Annotated in this window: 18 protein-coding genes and 1 pseudogene; 7 read left to right on the top strand and 12 right to left on the bottom strand. The window is 36.7% G+C overall.

All coding sequences use genetic code 11. The annotated features are described in order from the left end of the window. The first annotated feature begins 177 nt into the window (after window positions 1-177). The 3 genes and pseudogenes from H9655_RS05745 to H9655_RS05755 form a co-directional block, all read left to right on the top strand. Complete coding sequence (locus tag H9655_RS05745) at window positions 178-1,368, top strand: glycosyltransferase family 4 protein (RefSeq protein WP_191811842.1); 1,191 nt, start codon at window positions 178-180, stop codon at window positions 1,366-1,368. Window positions 1,369-1,380: 12 nt separating this feature from the next. Beyond that, the gene (locus tag H9655_RS05750; RefSeq protein ID WP_191811844.1) at window positions 1,381-2,298 is read left to right on the top strand and encodes an NAD-dependent epimerase/dehydratase family protein; all 918 of its coding nucleotides are present in this window, start codon (window positions 1,381-1,383) and stop codon (window positions 2,296-2,298) included. A 211-nt stretch (window positions 2,299-2,509) separates the two neighbouring features. Further along, window positions 2,510-2,686 (top strand): annotated as a pseudogene (locus tag H9655_RS05755) (glycosyltransferase); the annotation flags it as partial. Window positions 2,687-2,935: 249 nt separating this feature from the next. On the opposite strand, the gene H9655_RS05760 reads toward H9655_RS05755, so the two are convergent. The 6 genes from H9655_RS05760 to H9655_RS05785 all read right to left on the bottom strand — a co-directional run bounded on the left by H9655_RS05760 (window position 2,936) and on the right by H9655_RS05785 (window position 7,793). Continuing rightward, window positions 2,936-3,778, bottom strand: coding sequence for a dTDP-4-dehydrorhamnose reductase family protein (locus H9655_RS05760; RefSeq protein ID WP_191811845.1), 843 nt, complete (start codon window positions 3,776-3,778; stop codon window positions 2,936-2,938). A gap of 1 nt (window position 3,779) precedes the next feature. Next, window positions 3,780-4,766 (bottom strand): polysaccharide biosynthesis protein, encoded by a 987-nt coding sequence (locus H9655_RS05765; protein ID WP_191811847.1) that lies wholly within the window; start codon window positions 4,764-4,766, stop codon window positions 3,780-3,782. Next, a complete protein-coding gene (gene wecB / locus H9655_RS05770) occupies window positions 4,759-5,850 on the bottom strand; it encodes a non-hydrolyzing UDP-N-acetylglucosamine 2-epimerase (protein ID WP_191811849.1) in 1,092 nt (363 codons plus the stop codon). The genes H9655_RS05765 and wecB overlap by 8 nt, the downstream gene beginning before the upstream one ends. 233 nt (window positions 5,851-6,083) lie before the next feature. Beyond that, window positions 6,084-6,380 (bottom strand): TIGR04104 family putative zinc finger protein, encoded by a 297-nt coding sequence (locus H9655_RS05775; protein WP_191811851.1) that lies wholly within the window; start codon window positions 6,378-6,380, stop codon window positions 6,084-6,086. A 20-nt stretch (window positions 6,381-6,400) separates the two neighbouring features. Then, on the bottom strand, window positions 6,401-7,195 hold the full coding sequence (locus H9655_RS05780; RefSeq protein ID WP_191811853.1) for a PHP domain-containing protein: 795 nt from the start codon (window positions 7,193-7,195) through the stop codon (window positions 6,401-6,403). A gap of 25 nt (window positions 7,196-7,220) precedes the next feature. Then, on the bottom strand, window positions 7,221-7,793 hold the full coding sequence (locus H9655_RS05785; protein ID WP_404826075.1) for a M15 family metallopeptidase: 573 nt from the start codon (window positions 7,791-7,793) through the stop codon (window positions 7,221-7,223). Window positions 7,794-7,906: 113 nt separating this feature from the next. On the opposite strand from H9655_RS05785, the gene H9655_RS05790 reads away from it, so the two are divergent. Next, window positions 7,907-8,083, top strand: coding sequence for a CsbD family protein (locus H9655_RS05790; protein ID WP_191811855.1), 177 nt, complete (start codon window positions 7,907-7,909; stop codon window positions 8,081-8,083). Window positions 8,084-8,217: 134 nt separating this feature from the next. Here H9655_RS05790 and H9655_RS05795 read toward each other — a convergent pair whose 3' ends face one another. The 3 genes from H9655_RS05795 to H9655_RS05805 are packed head-to-tail and all read right to left on the bottom strand — an operon-like array spanning window position 8,218 to window position 11,337. After that, complete coding sequence (locus H9655_RS05795) at window positions 8,218-9,846, bottom strand: YndJ family protein (protein ID WP_191811857.1); 1,629 nt, start codon at window positions 9,844-9,846, stop codon at window positions 8,218-8,220. Beyond that, window positions 9,839-10,429, bottom strand: a complete 591-nt coding sequence (locus H9655_RS05800; RefSeq protein WP_191811859.1) for a DUF4166 domain-containing protein — start codon at window positions 10,427-10,429, stop codon at window positions 9,839-9,841. Before H9655_RS05800 ends, H9655_RS05795 begins: the two co-directional genes overlap by 8 nt. Next, the gene (locus H9655_RS05805) at window positions 10,426-11,337 is read right to left on the bottom strand and encodes a DoxX-like family protein (protein WP_191811861.1); all 912 of its coding nucleotides are present in this window, start codon (window positions 11,335-11,337) and stop codon (window positions 10,426-10,428) included. Before H9655_RS05805 ends, H9655_RS05800 begins: the two co-directional genes overlap by 4 nt. A gap of 283 nt (window positions 11,338-11,620) precedes the next feature. Between H9655_RS05805 and H9655_RS05810 the strand changes: the two genes are divergently transcribed. Genes H9655_RS05810 through H9655_RS05820 form a run of 3 tightly spaced genes read left to right on the top strand, consistent with a single transcriptional unit; the run spans window position 11,621 to window position 14,304 of the window. Then, window positions 11,621-12,658: an ABC transporter substrate-binding protein gene (locus H9655_RS05810; RefSeq protein ID WP_191811863.1), complete on the top strand. Its 1,038-nt coding sequence runs from the start codon at window positions 11,621-11,623 to the stop codon at window positions 12,656-12,658. An 18-nt stretch (window positions 12,659-12,676) separates the two neighbouring features. After that, window positions 12,677-13,477: an ABC transporter ATP-binding protein gene (locus H9655_RS05815; RefSeq protein WP_191811865.1), complete on the top strand. Its 801-nt coding sequence runs from the start codon at window positions 12,677-12,679 to the stop codon at window positions 13,475-13,477. 14 nt (window positions 13,478-13,491) lie between these two features. Next, entirely contained in the window at window positions 13,492-14,304 is an 813-nt protein-coding gene (locus H9655_RS05820; protein ID WP_191811867.1) for an ABC transporter permease, read from the top strand. Window positions 14,305-14,458: 154 nt separating this feature from the next. Here H9655_RS05820 and H9655_RS05825 read toward each other — a convergent pair whose 3' ends face one another. The 3 genes from H9655_RS05825 to H9655_RS05835 form a co-directional block, all read right to left on the bottom strand. Continuing rightward, window positions 14,459-15,481, bottom strand: a complete 1,023-nt coding sequence (locus tag H9655_RS05825) for a zinc-binding dehydrogenase (RefSeq protein WP_191811869.1) — start codon at window positions 15,479-15,481, stop codon at window positions 14,459-14,461. A 304-nt stretch (window positions 15,482-15,785) separates the two neighbouring features. Continuing rightward, complete coding sequence (locus tag H9655_RS05830) at window positions 15,786-16,559, bottom strand: sporulation protein (RefSeq protein ID WP_191811872.1); 774 nt, start codon at window positions 16,557-16,559, stop codon at window positions 15,786-15,788. A 303-nt stretch (window positions 16,560-16,862) separates the two neighbouring features. Further along, window positions 16,863-18,050 carry a CaiB/BaiF CoA transferase family protein gene (locus H9655_RS05835; protein ID WP_191811874.1) on the bottom strand — a complete coding sequence of 396 codons (1,188 nt, stop codon included), beginning with the start codon at window positions 18,048-18,050 and terminating at the stop codon, window positions 16,863-16,865. Between the last annotated feature and the right edge of the window lie 10 nt (window positions 18,051-18,060).

The following is an 18,060-nucleotide window of genomic DNA, read 5'->3' on the forward strand; positions in this document are numbered from 1 at the left end:
GTGAATAAAGCAAACCACGGACAATATATGTTTTAAACATATATTGTTCGCACTTTAATTTGAACACAGCTTTCTATTTTCATATTGTATAAGGTTTTAGCAGGTATACCCGTCTATAACAGATAATAGCGGACCGCATATACATATAATGTGGACAATCACAAAGGAGAGGAATATATGAAGATTCTTTTTGCAACCTTTTGGCAAATTCCGCACGTTGGTGGCGTATGGAAATATATGAACCAACTAAAGAATAGATATGAACGACTTGGTCATACAGTTGATATCATTGGCTTTACTCAAGATCATAAAGCGCTTGCGGTGATTAATCGTAATATTTTTATTCCTACGCCTACTGGACCACCACCTATGGCTGAGAGTAAGGATCCAATTATTGGCTCTTATTCTTCCTTATTAGACATATATATAAATTGTTTCAAACAAATCGACCTTAGCGAATATCATGTTATACATGCCCAAGATATTTTCTCTTCCATAGCGGTCAATCGATTAAAATACCCTCAAACTGCAACGGTTACAACAATGCATGGATGTGTAGCTCAAGAAATTATTGATGCCCATTATAATGGTCAAATTGAAAATCGCTCCATAGAAGGGGTTGAATATTTCTGTCAACTCGAAAAACAAGGAGCTGAAGCTAGCGACTGCACCATTGTTGCAAACCGATGGATGTATGAAAAACTGATATCCCAATTCGATGTATCTGAACAGCAATTAAACATTTTACACTACGGCTATGATATCGATGCATTTACCGCTAGCGCTAAGGAAACAACCAATATGAAAAAGCCACGCAATAAAAAAGTGATCATTTTCACAGGTAGATTCACGCCGTTCAAGGGGGTTAGGTTTCTTATTGAAGCACTTGCAATGCTTAAGGAAACAAGGCGTGATTGGGTATGCTGGCTTGTAGGGAGCGGTCCTGAAGAAAACGATTTGAAAAAACTTGTTAAACAAGCACGACTAGAGAAAGAGATAGTCTTTCTAGGGCAACGAGATGATGTCCCTGCCTTACTGCAACAGTCAGATATGCTTATTTTACCAACGTTAATTGAGAACCAACCTTTATCTGTTATTGAAGCACAAATTTCCGGGAAAGCCGTCATCGCAAGTCAAGTTGGGGGTGTCCCCGAGATGATTCAACATGGAATGACTGGCATGCTAGTGCCTCCAAAAAACGCCTACCCACTTTATGAAACGATTGCTTATCTCTTAAAAGAACCAGCATTCTTGAATAATCTCGGTATACGTGCCAAACATTTCGCCCATGATTATTGGCGTTTAACTCCAGCCATTGATAGTGTTATTGCCGTTTACCAAAAAGCCTTGAAGACAAAGCAAACTTAGGGAGGAACAATCATGAATATTGTTATTAGCGGAGGAGCAGGATTTATTGGCTCACATCTAGTGGACTACTTTATAAAAGAAAGAGCAAAAGTATATGTGATTGATAACTTCTCATCTAGCACACAAAAATATCTCCACCCTGAGTCAATCGTTCTTGATTGTGATATAAGAAGCGAGACAATAAAGCAGCACTTTTCTACAATAAAACCTGATCTTGTTTTTCACCTTGCTGCTCAAGCAGATGTAACAAAATCCATCAAATATCCAACTGTAGATGCAGATATTAATATCGTTGGTACAATCAATCTTCTAGAAGCTAGTGTTCAAGCAAAAGTCAAGCAATTTATATTTTCATCTACCTCAGCTGTTTATGGAGAATCATCAGAAGATATTATTCATGAAACAGATACCACTCAACCAATCTCCTATTACGGTATGTCAAAATATGCAGCAGAAAATTATATCCGCCTTTACCACCATTTATATCAATTACCCTATACGATTTTACGCTATGGCAATGTGTATGGTCCTAGACAAACACCAAAAGGAGAAGGTGGTGTTATTGCTGTTTTCCTGGAAAAGATTTTAGCAGGGGAAACACTTAATATACACGGTAATGGCGAACAAACACGAGACTTTATATTTGTCGACGATATCGTTCTTGCAAATGTTTCTGCTAGTAAACAAGTCACAAATGATACCTTTCATGTGAGCACAGGTTTAAAGACTTCAGTTAATCAAATCATTGAAAAACTCTCTCAAATTCATAACAAACCGATCAAAAAACAATATGTTACCGGTCGCCAAGGAGATATAAAAGATAGCTGCCTCTCCCCGGAAAAAATCAAACAGAAACTCAATTGGGTATCACAACATGCTATCGATAATGGATTACTACAAACCTATCAATTTATGAAAAACAAAAGCTAACTTCATGTAAGGAGCTTTTTTATGAAGATGATGCCTAGAAGGAGTGTAGAATGATATGAATCCGTAAGGCGAGTTACACAAACATAGGTAGCTAATGGATGAAGCGTATCTTATGTAATAACATTCACATCGAGAGTCATTAACTAACTGTTCTTCACTATGTGTTTATTTATCACCCTCTCAGAAAACCAGCCTTTATCAATTATCAGGATTAGCTATTATCGCTCGTGATGTAGGAGGTAAACCAGAAATGATTGAAGATGGTGTAACAGGTTTTCTTATACCGAGCGGAGACTCAAAGAAACTAGCTCAACAAATTTCTTTCTTACTACGTGAAGATAAGATCAGAAAAAGTTTGGGGTATGAGCGCATTTGCGTTCGCTCCTAGTTACTGGTCGTTAACAAACACAATTAAACAAGTCTCCCCCTTCTATCATCAGACGATAAGAAAAAACAGCATGAATAATTGAATTTTAGTAAACAAGTAATCCGGTTTGATTCGCTAAATTTCTTATCCATGCCATCTGAATGCGAATAAACGGAGACGTTTTAAAAAAGGAGACGCTAAACATAAAAAACGAACAAATTCTATCGATTAAATGGAATTGTTCGTTTTTTTCTGTATGAGTAATCACGACTATGCTCTTTCTTTCATTCTTTTCATCTCTGTTTTAAGCTCACTGAGCATTTCTTTATATGTTGGAAATCGATAGGAGAAATCTTTCCTTACCGTTTGCACTGTTCGATCCAACTTTACTTCATCATCAGGGATAATCGATACATCTTCTTTGTGAAATACTTCTTTTATTAAAGACAAGAGCTCATATTTAGAAACGGCTTGAGGCATACCAAGATGATACAGTCCTTGTATATCCTCCTTAATCATCTGATGAATCGCTTTCGCTAATTCTAAAGTCGTTACGCCATTCCAATACACATTACTAAAACCCTTTATGGTACCTGTTTGATTCATAAACCATAAGAATAAGCCAATGCCATCTTTCTTTAACTCAGGACCTATAATTGATGTCCTGACAGTTAAATGTGGGGGGGAAGATACTTCACCTAATTGCTTCGATTGCGCATAAATAGATGTGCCATCTGTTATGTCTTCTTCAGAATAACCTCCCTTATCGCCTAAAAACACACAGTCCGTACTAATATGGATGAGACGGCCTCCCCTTTTTTCCATAATACTTGCCAACGATTGTGGCAGCAGACTATTAACTTGAAAGGCAAGTTTTGTATTAGCACTTGCATGCTCGTTTAAGATACCAACACAATTAATAACGATATCTGGTTGTACCTTATCAATAACCGCTTCTACATCAGTTGTACGGGTCACATCTAAATATAGTTGATGATCATTTTCTGAATGTTCTCTTGAAGTTATATAGACGTCAAACGTTGAATAAGCATGAAAATAGGAGGCAAGCATGTGACCTGCCATGCCCTTCCCTCCCAAAATTAATAATTTCATTTTAAATAAACCCGCCCTTCTTCAACATCTTCCTCAGCTCCTCTTTATCCATTAACGATTGACCAGAATTATATTCTTCTAGATTAATCGGTTGATAATCTTTATAATAAGCCCTCAAACCATCGATATGAATAGAGGGTAGGATAACATAGTATTCATCATCATATGTGACGGTCATTGTACTTTCATAATCAGATAGTAAGAGTTCATGGATTTTTTCTCCTGGTCTAACTCCAAGGATTTCTGTTCCGATATTCGTTTTTCCTGATGCTTCAATTAATAAGTCAGCGAGGTCAGTAATTTTGCATGCAGGCATTTTCATTACAAATGTTTCGCCACCAATACTTTCAAAGGTTGCTTTAAAAACCAATTTTATCGCTTCCTCTACTGTTAAGAAGAATCTTGTCATACGAGGGTCGGTAATGCCTACTTTACCTTTTTCTTGTATTTGTCTCTTAAACACATGGATGACACTTCCATTTGTACCGAGTACGTTTCCACCTCTTATACAAACAAACTTTGTTTCCGAGTTTAATGTATTGGCATGGATAATCAATTTCTCCCCCATCGCCTTAGATAAACCGTAAAAGTTCGACGGATTAGAAGCTTTATCTGTGGATATATATACAACTCTTTCTACTTTATTAATAACTGCTGCATCTATGACATTTTGCGTTCCAATCACATTTGATTTTAAAGCTTCAATCGGTTGGTCTTCACATACAGGAACATGCTTAAGTGCTGCAAGATGGAAAACATAATGTACGCCTTGTGTTGCTTCAATCATTGCTTCCTTTTCTTTTATATCTCCAATTAAAAAATGCAATGAAGGATGATGATCGAATGCTTCCTTCATTGAAAATTGATTAGACTCATTTCTAGAAAGTATTCTTATCTCTTTCGGTTGATAGGATAGTAATTGCTCGACGAGTTCATAGCCCCAAGACCCTGTTCCGCCGGTTACTAAGATGATTTTATCTTTAAACAACTGTCAGTCCCCCTAATAGTAGTTTGATTACTTTATCTGAAACATCATTTGCTTCGTAGCCTTCAGGCAATTTCCAGTTTGTTGGCTGACTCGTCATAATTTTTGCACAGGAAAGAATTCTTTCTGCATGTATACCAGAAATCATATTGCTTCCACAGGCTAATGTTTCAGGTCTTTCTGTTGTATGGCGGATCGTAACAGTTGGAATATAGAATAAACAGCATTCCTCTTGGACTGTTCCACTATCCGTTAATACACAGAAAGCATTTTTCTCAAGTTGTACAAAATCAAAAAAACCAAATGGTTGATGGAATTCGACTAATGGATGTAGAACGAAATCGGTAAGGTGATCGATTTTGGATTTTGTGCGGGGATGAATACTGCAAATAACACGTTTATTAAAATGATCAGCTACTTGATTAACGCCATTTAATATCTCAAGCAGTCTTTCTTGATGGTCGACATTTTCAGCTCTATGTGCAGTAAGTAACAAATAATTTCCTTTTTGTAGTGATAGTGAGGGTAAAATATTACTTTTATTAATTTGTGCTGAATAGTGTTGGATGACTTCATTAATCGGATTGCCTGAAGTATAGATTCTTTGTGGGGCAACCCCTTCTCTTAATAAGTTTTCTTTACTTCCTGGTGTATAAGGTAGATTAATTGTTGAAATCGCATCAATTACACGGCGGTTTTTCTCTTCAGGCACTTCTAAATCATAGCAACGATTCCCCGCCTCCATATGGTATACTGGAATACCCATGCGCTCAGCTAGAATGGCACAGAGTCCACTATTAGTGTCTCCTAATACGAGGATTTTATCTGGTGCCTCATCTTGTAATATGCCTTCTAGTTCGCTATACATTTTTGCTAATTGTTTCCCAAGTGATTGTTGTTTTGTTGCTAATATATAATCAGGTTGTCTTAAGCCTAGTTCTTTAAAAAAGATATCGCTTAATTCATTTGTGAAATTTTGACCGGTGTGGACAATAAGATGTTCATCAATTAATTGATCGAGTTTTTTTATGATTAAACTTAAGCGAATAATTTCGGGCCTTGTCCCCAAAATTGTCATGATCTTCATCCCTTCACTCCCTTTCCTTTCAATTACTAGACCATAGCACTTTTTTCTATCTAATATTAATTTATGCTTGTATCTCGACTTTGCTATAGGCAAGTCTTTGAAAGATAAAATTGAAACATATACCTAAAGAGCGCTTTTAAGGGACGAAGCCACTGGAAATGAAAAAAAGCTATGATGAAATGGTATTTACCCTATCATCATAGCAAGCAAAATTATCGTTCTTAATTAGTTCATTACATTACATCATTATTATTAATGAAACGGATAAAAAAAGGCATGAGAAGACAAATAATGATAAATACGAAGCCACTGGATAGATAGACAATGGTTTGCGAAGGGTTAAACAGATAAATAAAAGCGATAATAAATGAGGAAACGAGCGGTAGAAAGCAAGTTACTTTTTTTGAAGCTACACTTTGATATTGATTTTCCCCGCAGTACATACACTTTAATGTTCTTCTCATAGTAAATAGCCTTTTAAATGTTTGCGTCCAACTCCACTTGTGATGACAATTTTGACAAATAGGCATAACAAACCTCCATTATTCCTTTATCGCTTAAAACCAAATTCACCCAAATAGTGGGCATATGTATGAAAATCTGATCCTCCAGTTTGCAGGATCTCATATTTTTTTGCCATTCTTTTGTATTTTTTCACATCCTTACTTGTATGCCTGCGATGCCAAACTTCGATACCATCGAGACCTAAATGCAGTAGCTCTAACACTAACTGATCATCTTTTATGAGGCGCGGATGAGCTAGCACAGCATGTCCACCCGCCTCATGAATCGTGGCAATCGCTTCTTCCACAGACATCGTATCGAGTGGAACATGTGTTGGCGTATCATCACCGATGTAGCGCCGAAAAGCATCATTCTTACACGATGCATAGCCCTTTTCGACTATAGCCATGGCAATATGGGGTCGACAAATAAGCTCTCCTGCCATTTGTTTCCTTATATCTTTCATACTAATAGGCACTCCATAAAAGTTTAACAGTTTTAACATCTTGTTGGCACGATCTAACCGACTTTCATAAATAAATGCCAGTTTCTTTTTAAGACTATTAGTCGGATGAATACCATAACCTAATATATCAATTCTTTTATCTTTATATGTTGATGATAGCTCAATCCCTCTAATGAGATGAATAGGGAGATTGTGGGAGATGCTATACACCTCTTCTACACCATCAATCGTATCATGATCTGTAATACTGATGGTCTTTAATCTTTTTTGAACAGCATATTGTATTAACTCAAGAGGAGTTAGTTCACCATCGGAAGCAGTCGTATGCAAATGCAAGTCAAAGCCTTCCTCTTTAGTTACAGCAGCTATATCCAATACACTCAAGCCCCCTTAACGATATTTATTCTTCTTCAGGAGGTCTTTTCCCCCTTTGTAATTCATTAATCGATAAGCCAAAGTCATATTGTAAATGCGGGTAATCTTTAAAATGCTGCCAATCCCCACCCCATTCAAATCCTAACTTTTTCGCTTCTGCTACTACTTCATCCCAGTCAGCTTGTCCATTCCCATTCCCATCATATGTCATATCCCACACTACTTCTCCACCTTTTGTGACTAGTGCAAAATCAACAGCTAACCCATAATTATGATACGATTCTCCACCTTTGGCATGTGTGACAATTTCTCCTTCTTCAGATCGCCCTTTTGCATACAGCTCATCTTGGTCATGTAAACTGCGATAATCATCTGTAATCAATATATTGATTCCTTTGTCTTCTAATGATGTGATTAGCTGTTCTGTCTTAGCTCTTACTTCGGGATGAACCTCAACTGGTAAAGGTACATCTTTATACTTAAATAATGAACCGAATAAATATTGGATAATTAACAATAGAATAATAATAAATATGAGCGTAAATACAAACGCTCTAAAAACTTTCACCATCTTCACTTTTTCTTTTCCCTTCCACACAAAGTTGTCTCTTTTAATAGTTTATCAGTTTCATAAACGAATAATCGAAGAAAAAGGTTTCAGTTTTTTGATAAAGGGAATAAATGTAACAAACTTCAAAAGGAGTGGTACAAATGAACAAAGAGCAAATGGATGGTCTTAAAGATAAAGTAAAAGGAAAAATGAAAGAAGAATATGGTGATAGTACAAATCATACATCAAAAAAATCTGAAGGTAAGATGGATCAAGTGAAAGGAACAGTTAAAGAAAAGTTCGGCGATGTGAAGGAAGCTTTTAACAAACAAAAGTAAGAAAAAGGTGATGATTCCTTTCATCACCTTTTTTCTTCTTTACATTCTGTTATTATTTCTTCCCATCTAACATACGAAATCCTTTTGCTGACATCTCACCCATTTATGGCCCTCTTTAGCAACCGATCATTTAATCATGATAATATAGTTCTACTCTTAGTATTTTTTTCCTGCCTATTTTCAATCTCATAAGAGATAAATAGAAAAGAGATTCCGAATATCCACATATGATGATTCGCCATTAACTTGCCATCTTTTGAAACAAACATCGTAAATTTTTCATTTAAAGGCAAACGGAAAAAGTGATTTCTCCATTGAAAATATATTCCTTCATGCGACTGCTCGTTTTCTTGAAAACTAGTTAATACTAAGTTCTCTTTATCCATCTTCAGTGAAAGAATACCGGTCATAGCAGAGAAAGGAAGGGGTAGACTTATATTCATATATTTTTTCCCTAAATGTTCATGTGCTGAATATAAAGCAATAAAGCAAACGTCATTGTTAATTTTTCTCAACCATGCTCGGGGATTTGTTCGCCCATCGACTTTAGATGAGACCGATACCAACTCACCGTTCATTTCTATTTTATTGTTATGCAGGGGTAAATGGATTTGTTTAACGAAACGGCTCACTTGGTAATAACAGAAAGCAAATGGTTTAAACCATTTAGCCCATTGTACAGTTGCAAACAAGCGAAACTCGCTCGTATGTTCATAAAAATCTTGGTATGGTTTTGGAATCGAATGGGATGAATAACTTTGTAGATCTTCAACAAGTCCATCTACTTTTCTACTGTCTTTCACTTTAGTTAACACTTCTTCACCAACCACCACGCCACCTCTCACATGACTCAGTGGGATATGATGCTTAACGAAACGACTTTGTGGTCGGATAAAAAACCACGCTAAGCAACCACATAAAGCAAAAAAGATACTATTCGTTATTCCATGAAATTGAAGCATGAAAGGGATAGTCATCCCCTCATTCCCACCATATCGACTAATGATATAGGCAACAGAAAATAAAATGGTTACACCTAAGGAAGCAAATGAAATGACAGCCAAGGATTTGTGAAACAATCTATGAATTCGTGCGCTTAATGCATAATAAATCAAGCCATAGATTCCATATATATAAAGAAAGACTGACACTACTTCTAACCAATAAGAAACAGCAATGCCGATTGCAAGAAGAAGCGGTGCAATAAGGATGGCTGTGCTACAGTAGTAAAAACCCCTTCGCTTCCCTTTTAGTACTCGACCTAAAAAACCAGCAAAAACCGGTAATAAAAAAGAAGCATAATGAAAATGGATGCTCGTTAACCAAGTAATCATAGGGGAAAAACCAGTATCAATTCCATTATAATGAGCAAATGTCCATAATCCACCAATTGCTAAATAAATCAAACCAACATCAATCAAAAATTCTTCAAAGTGAGTGAACCCCCGGTTTAGAAAGCGCCATATCCCATAAAAACAGAAGAAAACCGTATAAATCAGGTAAATTGTAGAGAAAATCCAATTGGTCTCACTTGAAGTGAAAACCATTAGTATAAAAACCGAAATGACACCCATTGTAATGAATAGCCATCCGTATCTATCTATCCAATCCCCTTTCTCAACAATAAGCAAGATCATTGCCGGAACATAAATCATTTGTGCCACGGTCAAAAGTAAAAAATAGCCACTATCGATTGATACGATAAATGTAATAATAAATAAAATGAGGTATAGGATAAGTAATGTTTTTTTCTGTCTATTCATCAATAAAAGTCCCTTCATATGTAAACAATGTACCTATAAGCCGATTCCTTACTTTTACTTTAATTCGAAACCGGTCAATCTTCTCATCGAATTGTTCATACACCTCAGCTTTTACTTGTAAGAAAGAGGGGATTTCTAACTCGTGTTTACCAATAAGTAACGCTTGCCGACCCGACACAATCTTTAAACCACCACAAGGTTGTACTTGAAAACAAAGTGATGAGTATAGAGGTGAAGGATAACCTAAAAAATCATCCACTACTCTCGTCTGTTCATTCCACTTCATGTTTGCATCAAAATAACGCACTTTCCCACCAATGAAAAACTTCCGCTCCCAATACACTTCATTTTTTTCTACATTCAACGTATTTTTCACTTCAAACGGAATATTTTTACCATGTTCAGGGAACATTAAGCGTCTTTTTGTCGCTAAATATAAAAAAGGGCGTAGCCACCATTTGTTTTCAACAATATCCATTTTCCCTTTTCCTATAAAAGTTGCCTGATTGAAACGATATCTTTGTTGCATTCTCTTATGTAATCTTTCAAACTGTTCACCTAATACTTGCTCATACATAGTCATTTGCGCTTTTTCACTCTCCTACAATTTTTAGCAGACGGTAGATGAGTCGAACTTAACCACCCAATCAGGGCAAGTATAATTAAACTAGTGTTAAACGTAAAAGGATTAAAGGGGGCAGTCATTAAAGATGGAATTCCGACAATTGCCGCTATACCTAAAGCAAGTAAAAGTAAAAGGGCTATTATAAACAACTTCCCTTTTCGCTGAATGAATAAAAAACTCAAGCCAAAGACAATCTCACCTACACCTGCAATTACCATCAATGTTTTCGCATGCGCATATGAGACTGGCATTACATCGGTAATCATTTGCACCTCTAGGGGATGTTGCGTAATCAATTTAGGAACCAAACCGTGATAGATCCATATAAAAGCAAAGAGAAACGTAACAATCCAGTGAATGATAAAATTGCGATATTGCGCCCCTGGACTTTCACCTTTTTCTAACCATCTTCGCAATACATCGAAACTAAGGGCTGTTGACCATCCTAATAAAGGTCGGAAAAAATAGTTATCTAGCAACATACCAAACTTACCTAATGGGACATTATAGTCATATTGGGTAATAAATAATGTCTTATTCTCTCCTTTAGGTTCATATTTCCAGTATCCTCTACCTTCCCTTATTGGCGAAAGCGAATAATCTGTACCGAAATGAAGCGATGAAGTCTTTTTTCCATCCCTATCTACGCTCCCTCTTGTTTTCCCCCACCCTACTATTTCTAAAAATGGTGGTATATTTCGCTTATATGTAAAAGTTTGCACGTCATCATCCAGTATTTCTTCATAGTTAATGCTTGAGAATCTGATATCCCATTCCACATGCTTAGTAGGTTCTTGTGTATATGTCCAAACGTCATCTAGCTCACGATTGATATCAATCTCCACATAAATCGGTTTAGGCTTCATCACCCCACCTCCCTTACTTACCATTATAACTGATAATAAACGGTTAAATCACCAAATGTTGGAGAATAATCACTCAATACATAGAGCCGCATTTTCCCTGTACTTATCGTTCATTTACTAGATTGAAAGACGAAATGCTCCTGCGACCTCCTTTCTACTCTACGGTAAAAGAAATATTCAATTCATCTAAATAAATAAAATATTCAAATAATATTGACATTAATCAAATATTTTTTGTATTTTTAAAACTATGTATTATATATAAAACAAAGGGGGATTTAACATGAAAAGTAGCTTATTCACTTTATTGCTGTCAACACTGCTCCTTCTGACAGCTTGCGGTAATGCTTCTTCTACTTCAGAGGATGGAAAGACAACACTTACTTTTGCAGAGCCAGCAAGAATTCTTTCCTTCGCTCCTCTCTATGTGGCAATTGAAAAAGGATATTTTGAAGACGAAGGGATCGAGGCAACTATTGCTTCAGGAGGTGGTGGTTCCCAAGTGACAGCGACTATTCTTTCAGGAGATACACAATTTGCGCTAGCTGCACCACGTGCCATGTTATCTGCCATTGAAGCAGGAGAAGACCTTGTAGCCATCCAAGGATTAAATTCTGCTCTCACATATGAAGTAGCGCTGTCTGACACCTTTATGAAAGAAAAAGGCATAACAAAAGAATCCACTGTTGAGGAGAAAGTAAAAGCATTAGCTGGTGCAAAAATTGGCTCTAATCAAGTAGGAGATTCCGGCGATGTTTATTTACGCTATTTAATGGAAAAGTATGGCCAAGATCAATCGACCCTTGAAACAGTAAAAATGGAAGGAACAGGTTCAAAAGTCGGTGGAATGCAAGAAGGTATTATTGATGGTGGAATTGCGTCACCCCCATTCTCTGCACTGGTTGAAGCAGAAGAGGGTGGTTCACTTGCACTCGAACTAAGTGAAGAAGAAATGTACGCTGAACTAGCTTGGGAGATTGTTTTTGCGAAGAGAGACTATATCGAAGAAAACCCTGAACTTACTACAAAAGTTGTAAGAGCATTAGGAAAAGCGATTGAATTTACTCGAGACAATCCAGGTGAAGCTGCTGGATTAATTACAGGGTATTTTGAAGGAGTCGATCAAGCAATATTAGAAAAATCGCTCACTTCATTAAAACCAACCTATGTCGGTTATGGTGAAATGACTCAAGCTGCATGGGATCACGCACAAAACCCTTTAGTTGAATTAAGTGAAATTTCTGGTGTAAGCCAAACTCATGATACGTCTGAAGAAAAACTTTGGACAAATCGTTACTTAAAAGAAGCTTTCCCAAAATAATAGGAAAGGAAGGTTACGATGATAGATACACAATCAATACCAAAACTGCAAAGTCAATTCCTCGATGTCACTTATATAAACCATAAAACCGGTCAAGAGGTAACTGCTTTAAAAAATATCAACCTCTCCATTCAAGAAGGAGAATTTATTTGTATTGTCGGTCCATCAGGTTGTGGAAAAACAACTTTCTTGAATACGGTGATCGGTTTTATTGAACCGAGTAATGGGTCCATTCTTTTAGATAATAAAAAAATAGTCGGACCTGGGAAAGATCGCTCCATGGTCTTTCAATCTCCGAGTCTCCTCCCATGGAGAAATGTAATGGACAACGTCTTATACGGTGTAGAATTACAAAAAAGAATCACTTCTGAAACGAGAAAGCTTGCGAAAACATATATAGAAATGGTTGGCCTCAAAGGATTTGAAAGTCATTATCCGCATGAATTATCTGGTGGTATGCAACAACGAGTAAACCTTGCGAGAGCCTTAACAGTAGAACCTTCCTTGCTACTTTTAGATGAACCATTCTCCGCTCTTGATGCACAAACAAGAGAATTTATGCAACAGGAACTTGTGAGAATATGGAGTGAAACGAAAAAAACAAGTATATTTATCACACATCAAATCGATGAAGCTGTTTTTTTAGCTGATCGCGTTTTTGTATTCGGGGCAAGACCTGGCCATTTGGTTGATGATATTGCCATTGATTTAAAAAGACCAAGAGAATTGAAGATAAAAAGAGAACCACATTTTCTACAATACGTTGACCGTATTTGGCAATTAATAGAAAACGAGTCAGCAAAACAAGGTTTCGCCTAAGGAGGAGACATTCAGTGAGTAAAACCGAAATGATATCCACCACTCCTGTCAAAAATAAGTCACGAAAAATAAAAACCAAAAGAAACACCGTTTGGATTAGTGTAACATCCGTCATTCTATTTTTAATTACTTGGGAATTGATTTCCTATTATAAGCTTATTAACCCGCTATTTATAAGCTCACCTATTAAAATTGTTGAAGCGGCTACAACACTTTTTGCAGACCCTAAGTATTGGCAGCATCTAGGTGTTAGTGCATATGAATTTTCTCTTGGATTTATACTAGCCATGGCGATAGGGATTCCGCTTGGCATATTTGCAGGGTGGAACCGTATTTTCAATAGTATTATTAGTCCATTTGTATCCGCTCTATACGTCACACCAAAGGTTGCATTATTACCAATCATCATCATTGCTTTTGGAATTGGTGTGGCATCTAAAATCGTCGTCGTTTTTTTAATGGCTTTTTTCCCCATTGTCATGAGTGCACAAAAGGCCATGTCCACCTTAGATCAAAACTTAATTAAAGCAGCTCGTAGTTTTACCGCATCTGAATTCCAAATATTCAAAACGATTGCTCTACCTTCCACGGTTCCTTTTCTTCTAAATGGTATTCGCTTAGGGCTAGGTCAGGGGTTAATCGCCATTGTCGTTGGAGAAATGTATGCATCTACAGCTGGTATTGGTTATCATCTCACACATGCAGGACAAAATTTAAAAACGGCCGAAATGTTTGTTGGTGTCGTTGTAATCGCTGTTTCTGGTGTCATTCTCACCGGCGTAATCGGTTTGATTGAAAAAAGATTTAGTTCATGGAAGCCTGAATAATTATCATAAAGCAGCATAAAAAGGTTGAACTTATCAGTACTATAAGTTCAACCTTTTTGCTATTTTTTATTTTCAGTCTTGACTGCGGTTGGGCTTCATATCTTTAATCTCATAGCTGGCAACAATGAGTGATGGTTTTTACCATTTTTCCATCTTAGTCATGCGGTATTTTTAAAACCATTTTCCCAAATACCTTTCCTTTATCCATTTTTTCATGAACATTTTCAATATCCTGTATGTCATATACTCCGTCAATCACTGGCTTTAACTTATGAGCTTCATAGAAATCAATCATTGATTTAAATTCAGAAGCACTGCCCATAGTTGTCCCTAAAATATGTAATTGCTTAAAGAAGATTCTTGGCATTACTACTTGCTCTACCGGCCCTAATGTCGCACCAAACGAGACAATTTTACTACCTGGTTTAGCCAAGTAAATGAGATCATTAAAGGTAGACCCGCCAATACTATCAATGCTTAAATTGGCTCCACCTGACAATGCTTTTAATTGCTTCACCCAATCCTTATTGCGGTAGTTTACTCCACCAGTAGCACCTAGTTCCTTAGCGTAAGCAATTTTTTCATCACTGCTCGAAGTAACAAAGACAGTCGCTCCTTTTGCTACAGCAATTTGTAATGCAAAAGTCGCAACACCTCCTCCAACACCCGGAATAATAACGGTATCAGACGGTTTGACCTCTCCTTTTGTAACAACCGCTCGGTATGCTGTCAGTGCGCCTAAAGGAATGGCAGCTGCTTCTTCTAATGTTAGATGAGAAGGTTTTTGTAGCACATTTTCAGCAGGTACTGTCACATACTGTGCATAAGTCCCATTAGAAGGAACACCAAGTACTGTATGTTCAGCTTGAGGATAGTCAATGTTATCTCCCCAATCAAGCGCTGGATTGATGACAACTTCACTACCTACAGCGATATTTGAAACCCCTTCACCTAATGCTACAATGACACCTGCTCCATCAGAACCTAAAACAGATGGAACCTCGATACCAGGATAAGCACCATATCGGATAAATACATCCCGACGATTAACAGCAGCATAATGTAATCTCACGAGCACTTCACCTTTTTTGGGCTGTGGTGTCTCTATTTCTTCATAATATAATGGAGCAATTTTATCTCCTTTTTTCATTTTGTCTTTTAATACAACCGCTTTCATTTTTTATTCCCCTTCCCAAATCTGTCCTGTATGTAGGGCAAATTTTTCACTTAATCAAACATAATACAAGTATAACAAACCGAAAGATTAATTCAAAAATTCTGATTTATTTATGAATATCCTACCAAATTATTTAATAAAACATGTAAAGGTTGATTCTATATGCTCGAAACGACAAATGCGAACATAACCAATGAAGATTTCCCCACGATATGTTCGCATAAATTCACGTAAAAACAACCATTATAGCTAGAATCATTGTCGTGTGAAGATTCTATTAGCAACCATTAAATATTGTTACAATTTAAGCATATTTACGAATGAGCTCTGTAAGTTTCGCTTCCATTTGAGGGATATCATTTACAGATAAACGGACTCTTAATTTCGTTTCATCTGTTTCCATAAGTTCTGAAAGAAAGGAGCCAAAATCTCTTGCTCGGCGATCGACTTCTATGAGTAATTCAACATTACTTTCGTTTTGCTTCATGAAAATCAATTCTATTTCATCCAATCTGCCTCTAAACTCTCCACTAGCAGGGACAAATTCCCACTCTTGAGCAAATGGATATTTACCTCTTAGTCTTCTAGGTAATTCCTCGCAAACTACTTCTCTTAACCTAAATCCGATATCCTCCATGCTATGTAAAATGGAAGAAGATAATTGATTAGGCTCAACCTTTATAAAATCTGTATCATTAGGGTCCATTGCATTCTTAATATCCCCCGAAGTCTGTAACCAAACCTTTGTTTTTCCATAAGTCATCGGTGTATCATAAGGTAATTGAAAAGAAAAAGGGATTTCTTTTTCTTCACCTTCTAAAACAGTTATATTTTGTGTAATCAATTGGCGACATAAAACTGCTGTATGTGTGCTTACTCCATTATCATCATTTTCGACATCATATTTGCAGCATACTTCTATATATAAATGTTCAATCTGTTGATCTATTTTCCCTCCGGTTATTGCAATGACACCATCGATTTGTTCGCCTTGCACAAAAGATGCTTTTGCAAGTTTTGTATCCACTTTACAGCCACCTATACCCACACTAGCTAAAACTTTAGAAAAGAAACTCATTCATTTCTTCCTCCTCGTCATATTAATCTTCATCAATATTTTACCATGTAGTGAGGAATATCAACACATATTTCACTTGGCTTTTACTACTTCCGGCTCACATCCCGCTTCACATTTTCCAGGTAATTGGTAAGTAATGATGTAAGAAAAACATGACTTTCTAATCAATTTAAAGTATGTGTCTCATAAAGTTTCTTTCTGAAAGCAACACTCGATAAAAAGTGTTTTTTTATTCAGATGAAAATGGTAATGAACACTTCAATAAAAAAGATGCCCACTGATGTTTTAAAATACCGATTTCTCTCATATGATCCCTTGTTCTTTTAATGCAGCTATTTCTCCTTCACCCAAACCTAATTCTTCTTGCAAGAACGAATTTGTATGCTCACCGAGTATTGGTGGTGCCAGATCATATCTTATGTTTAATCCAGAGAAGCGTAAAGGGCTTTTCGTTAATTTCACCTCTCCCATCACTGGATGTGACATCGTTGCAACCGTTTCTCTTGCAAGTACTTGTGGATCATTGAAGGCTTGCATAATACTATTCACTTTTCCAGCAGGAATACCATATTGGGAAAACTTCTCTAACCAGTTATCTGCTGTATTTGCTAGCATTTGTTCAGCTATCCATGGGACTAATATATCTTTATGCTCTAATCGTTTTTCGTTTGTTAGAAACCTATGATCGCTTATCCATTCAGGTTTTTCTAATAGCTTGCATAGTTGACTAAATAAATGGTTATTTCCTACACAAATCATTAGAGGATGGTCTTTACAATCAAAAACTTGATAGGGGACAACATTGTTATGTTGATTCCCTAACCTTTTAGATTCCATCCCAGTATTTAGGTAACCACTCGCAATATTGGCCATTGAGCTGATTTGCACATCGAGTAAAGATAAGTCGATATGCTGGCCAACACCATTCTTATCCCGCATCCTTAAAGCGGCTAAGATACCTATAGCGACATATTTAGAGGTTAGAATATCCGCAATCGGTATCCCCACTTTTGTTGGTTCACCGTCAGGGTGACCTGTCACATCCATTAACCCACTCATCGCTTGAATAACTGGATCAAAACCTGGCTCTGTACGCATTGGACCTGTTTGTCCAAAACCTGTTACAGAACAAAGAATGATCCCATTATTGATTTTTTTTAATTCATCATAATCAATACCAAGCTTTTTCAATGTCCCTGTTTTAAAGTTTTCAAGAACAATATCAGCTTTTGCTACTAATTGCTTAAATATCGTTAATCCATCATGAGTTTTTAAATCAAGGGTAAGAGAACGTTTATTCCGATTAGCTGTTAAATAATAACTGCTGTGACCATTTACAAATGGTCCCCAATCTCGCATGCTATCAGTACCCAAAGGTGATTCGATTCTGATTACATCGGCACCTAAATCAGCTAATATCATTGAACCAGCCGGTGCAGCGTAAACTCTTGATAAATCTAATACTCTTATTCCATCCAATGCCCTCTCCACAACTTCCTCC

This window comes from Cytobacillus stercorigallinarum (genome assembly GCF_014836495.1).
In the GTDB taxonomy this organism is placed as follows: domain Bacteria; phylum Bacillota; class Bacilli; order Bacillales; family Cytobacillaceae; genus Cytobacillus; species Cytobacillus stercorigallinarum.

Coding starts and splice junctions, on each gene's coding strand:
- H9655_RS05760 (WP_191811845.1), bottom strand. CDS start 3,778: ATGAAATTATTAATTTTGGGAGGGAAGGGCATGGCAGGTCACATGCTT.
- H9655_RS05790 (WP_191811855.1), top strand. CDS start 7,907: ATGAACAAAGAGCAAATGGATGGTCTTAAAGATAAAGTAAAAGGAAAA.
- H9655_RS05745 (WP_191811842.1), top strand. CDS start 178: ATGAAGATTCTTTTTGCAACCTTTTGGCAAATTCCGCACGTTGGTGGC.
- H9655_RS05830 (WP_191811872.1), bottom strand. CDS start 16,559: ATGAGTTTCTTTTCTAAAGTTTTAGCTAGTGTGGGTATAGGTGGCTGT.
- H9655_RS05775 (WP_191811851.1), bottom strand. CDS start 6,380: ATGCCTATTTGTCAAAATTGTCATCACAAGTGGAGTTGGACGCAAACA.
- wecB (WP_191811849.1), bottom strand. CDS start 5,850: ATGAAGATCATGACAATTTTGGGGACAAGGCCCGAAATTATTCGCTTA.
- H9655_RS05805 (WP_191811861.1), bottom strand. CDS start 11,337: ATGAAGCCTAAACCGATTTATGTGGAGATTGATATCAATCGTGAGCTA.
- H9655_RS05750 (WP_191811844.1), top strand. CDS start 1,381: ATGAATATTGTTATTAGCGGAGGAGCAGGATTTATTGGCTCACATCTA.
- H9655_RS05795 (WP_191811857.1), bottom strand. CDS start 9,846: ATGAATAGACAGAAAAAAACATTACTTATCCTATACCTCATTTTATTT.
- H9655_RS05800 (WP_191811859.1), bottom strand. CDS start 10,429: ATGACTATGTATGAGCAAGTATTAGGTGAACAGTTTGAAAGATTACAT.
- H9655_RS05825 (WP_191811869.1), bottom strand. CDS start 15,481: ATGAAAGCGGTTGTATTAAAAGACAAAATGAAAAAAGGAGATAAAATT.
- H9655_RS05815 (WP_191811865.1), top strand. CDS start 12,677: ATGATAGATACACAATCAATACCAAAACTGCAAAGTCAATTCCTCGAT.
- H9655_RS05810 (WP_191811863.1), top strand. CDS start 11,621: ATGAAAAGTAGCTTATTCACTTTATTGCTGTCAACACTGCTCCTTCTG.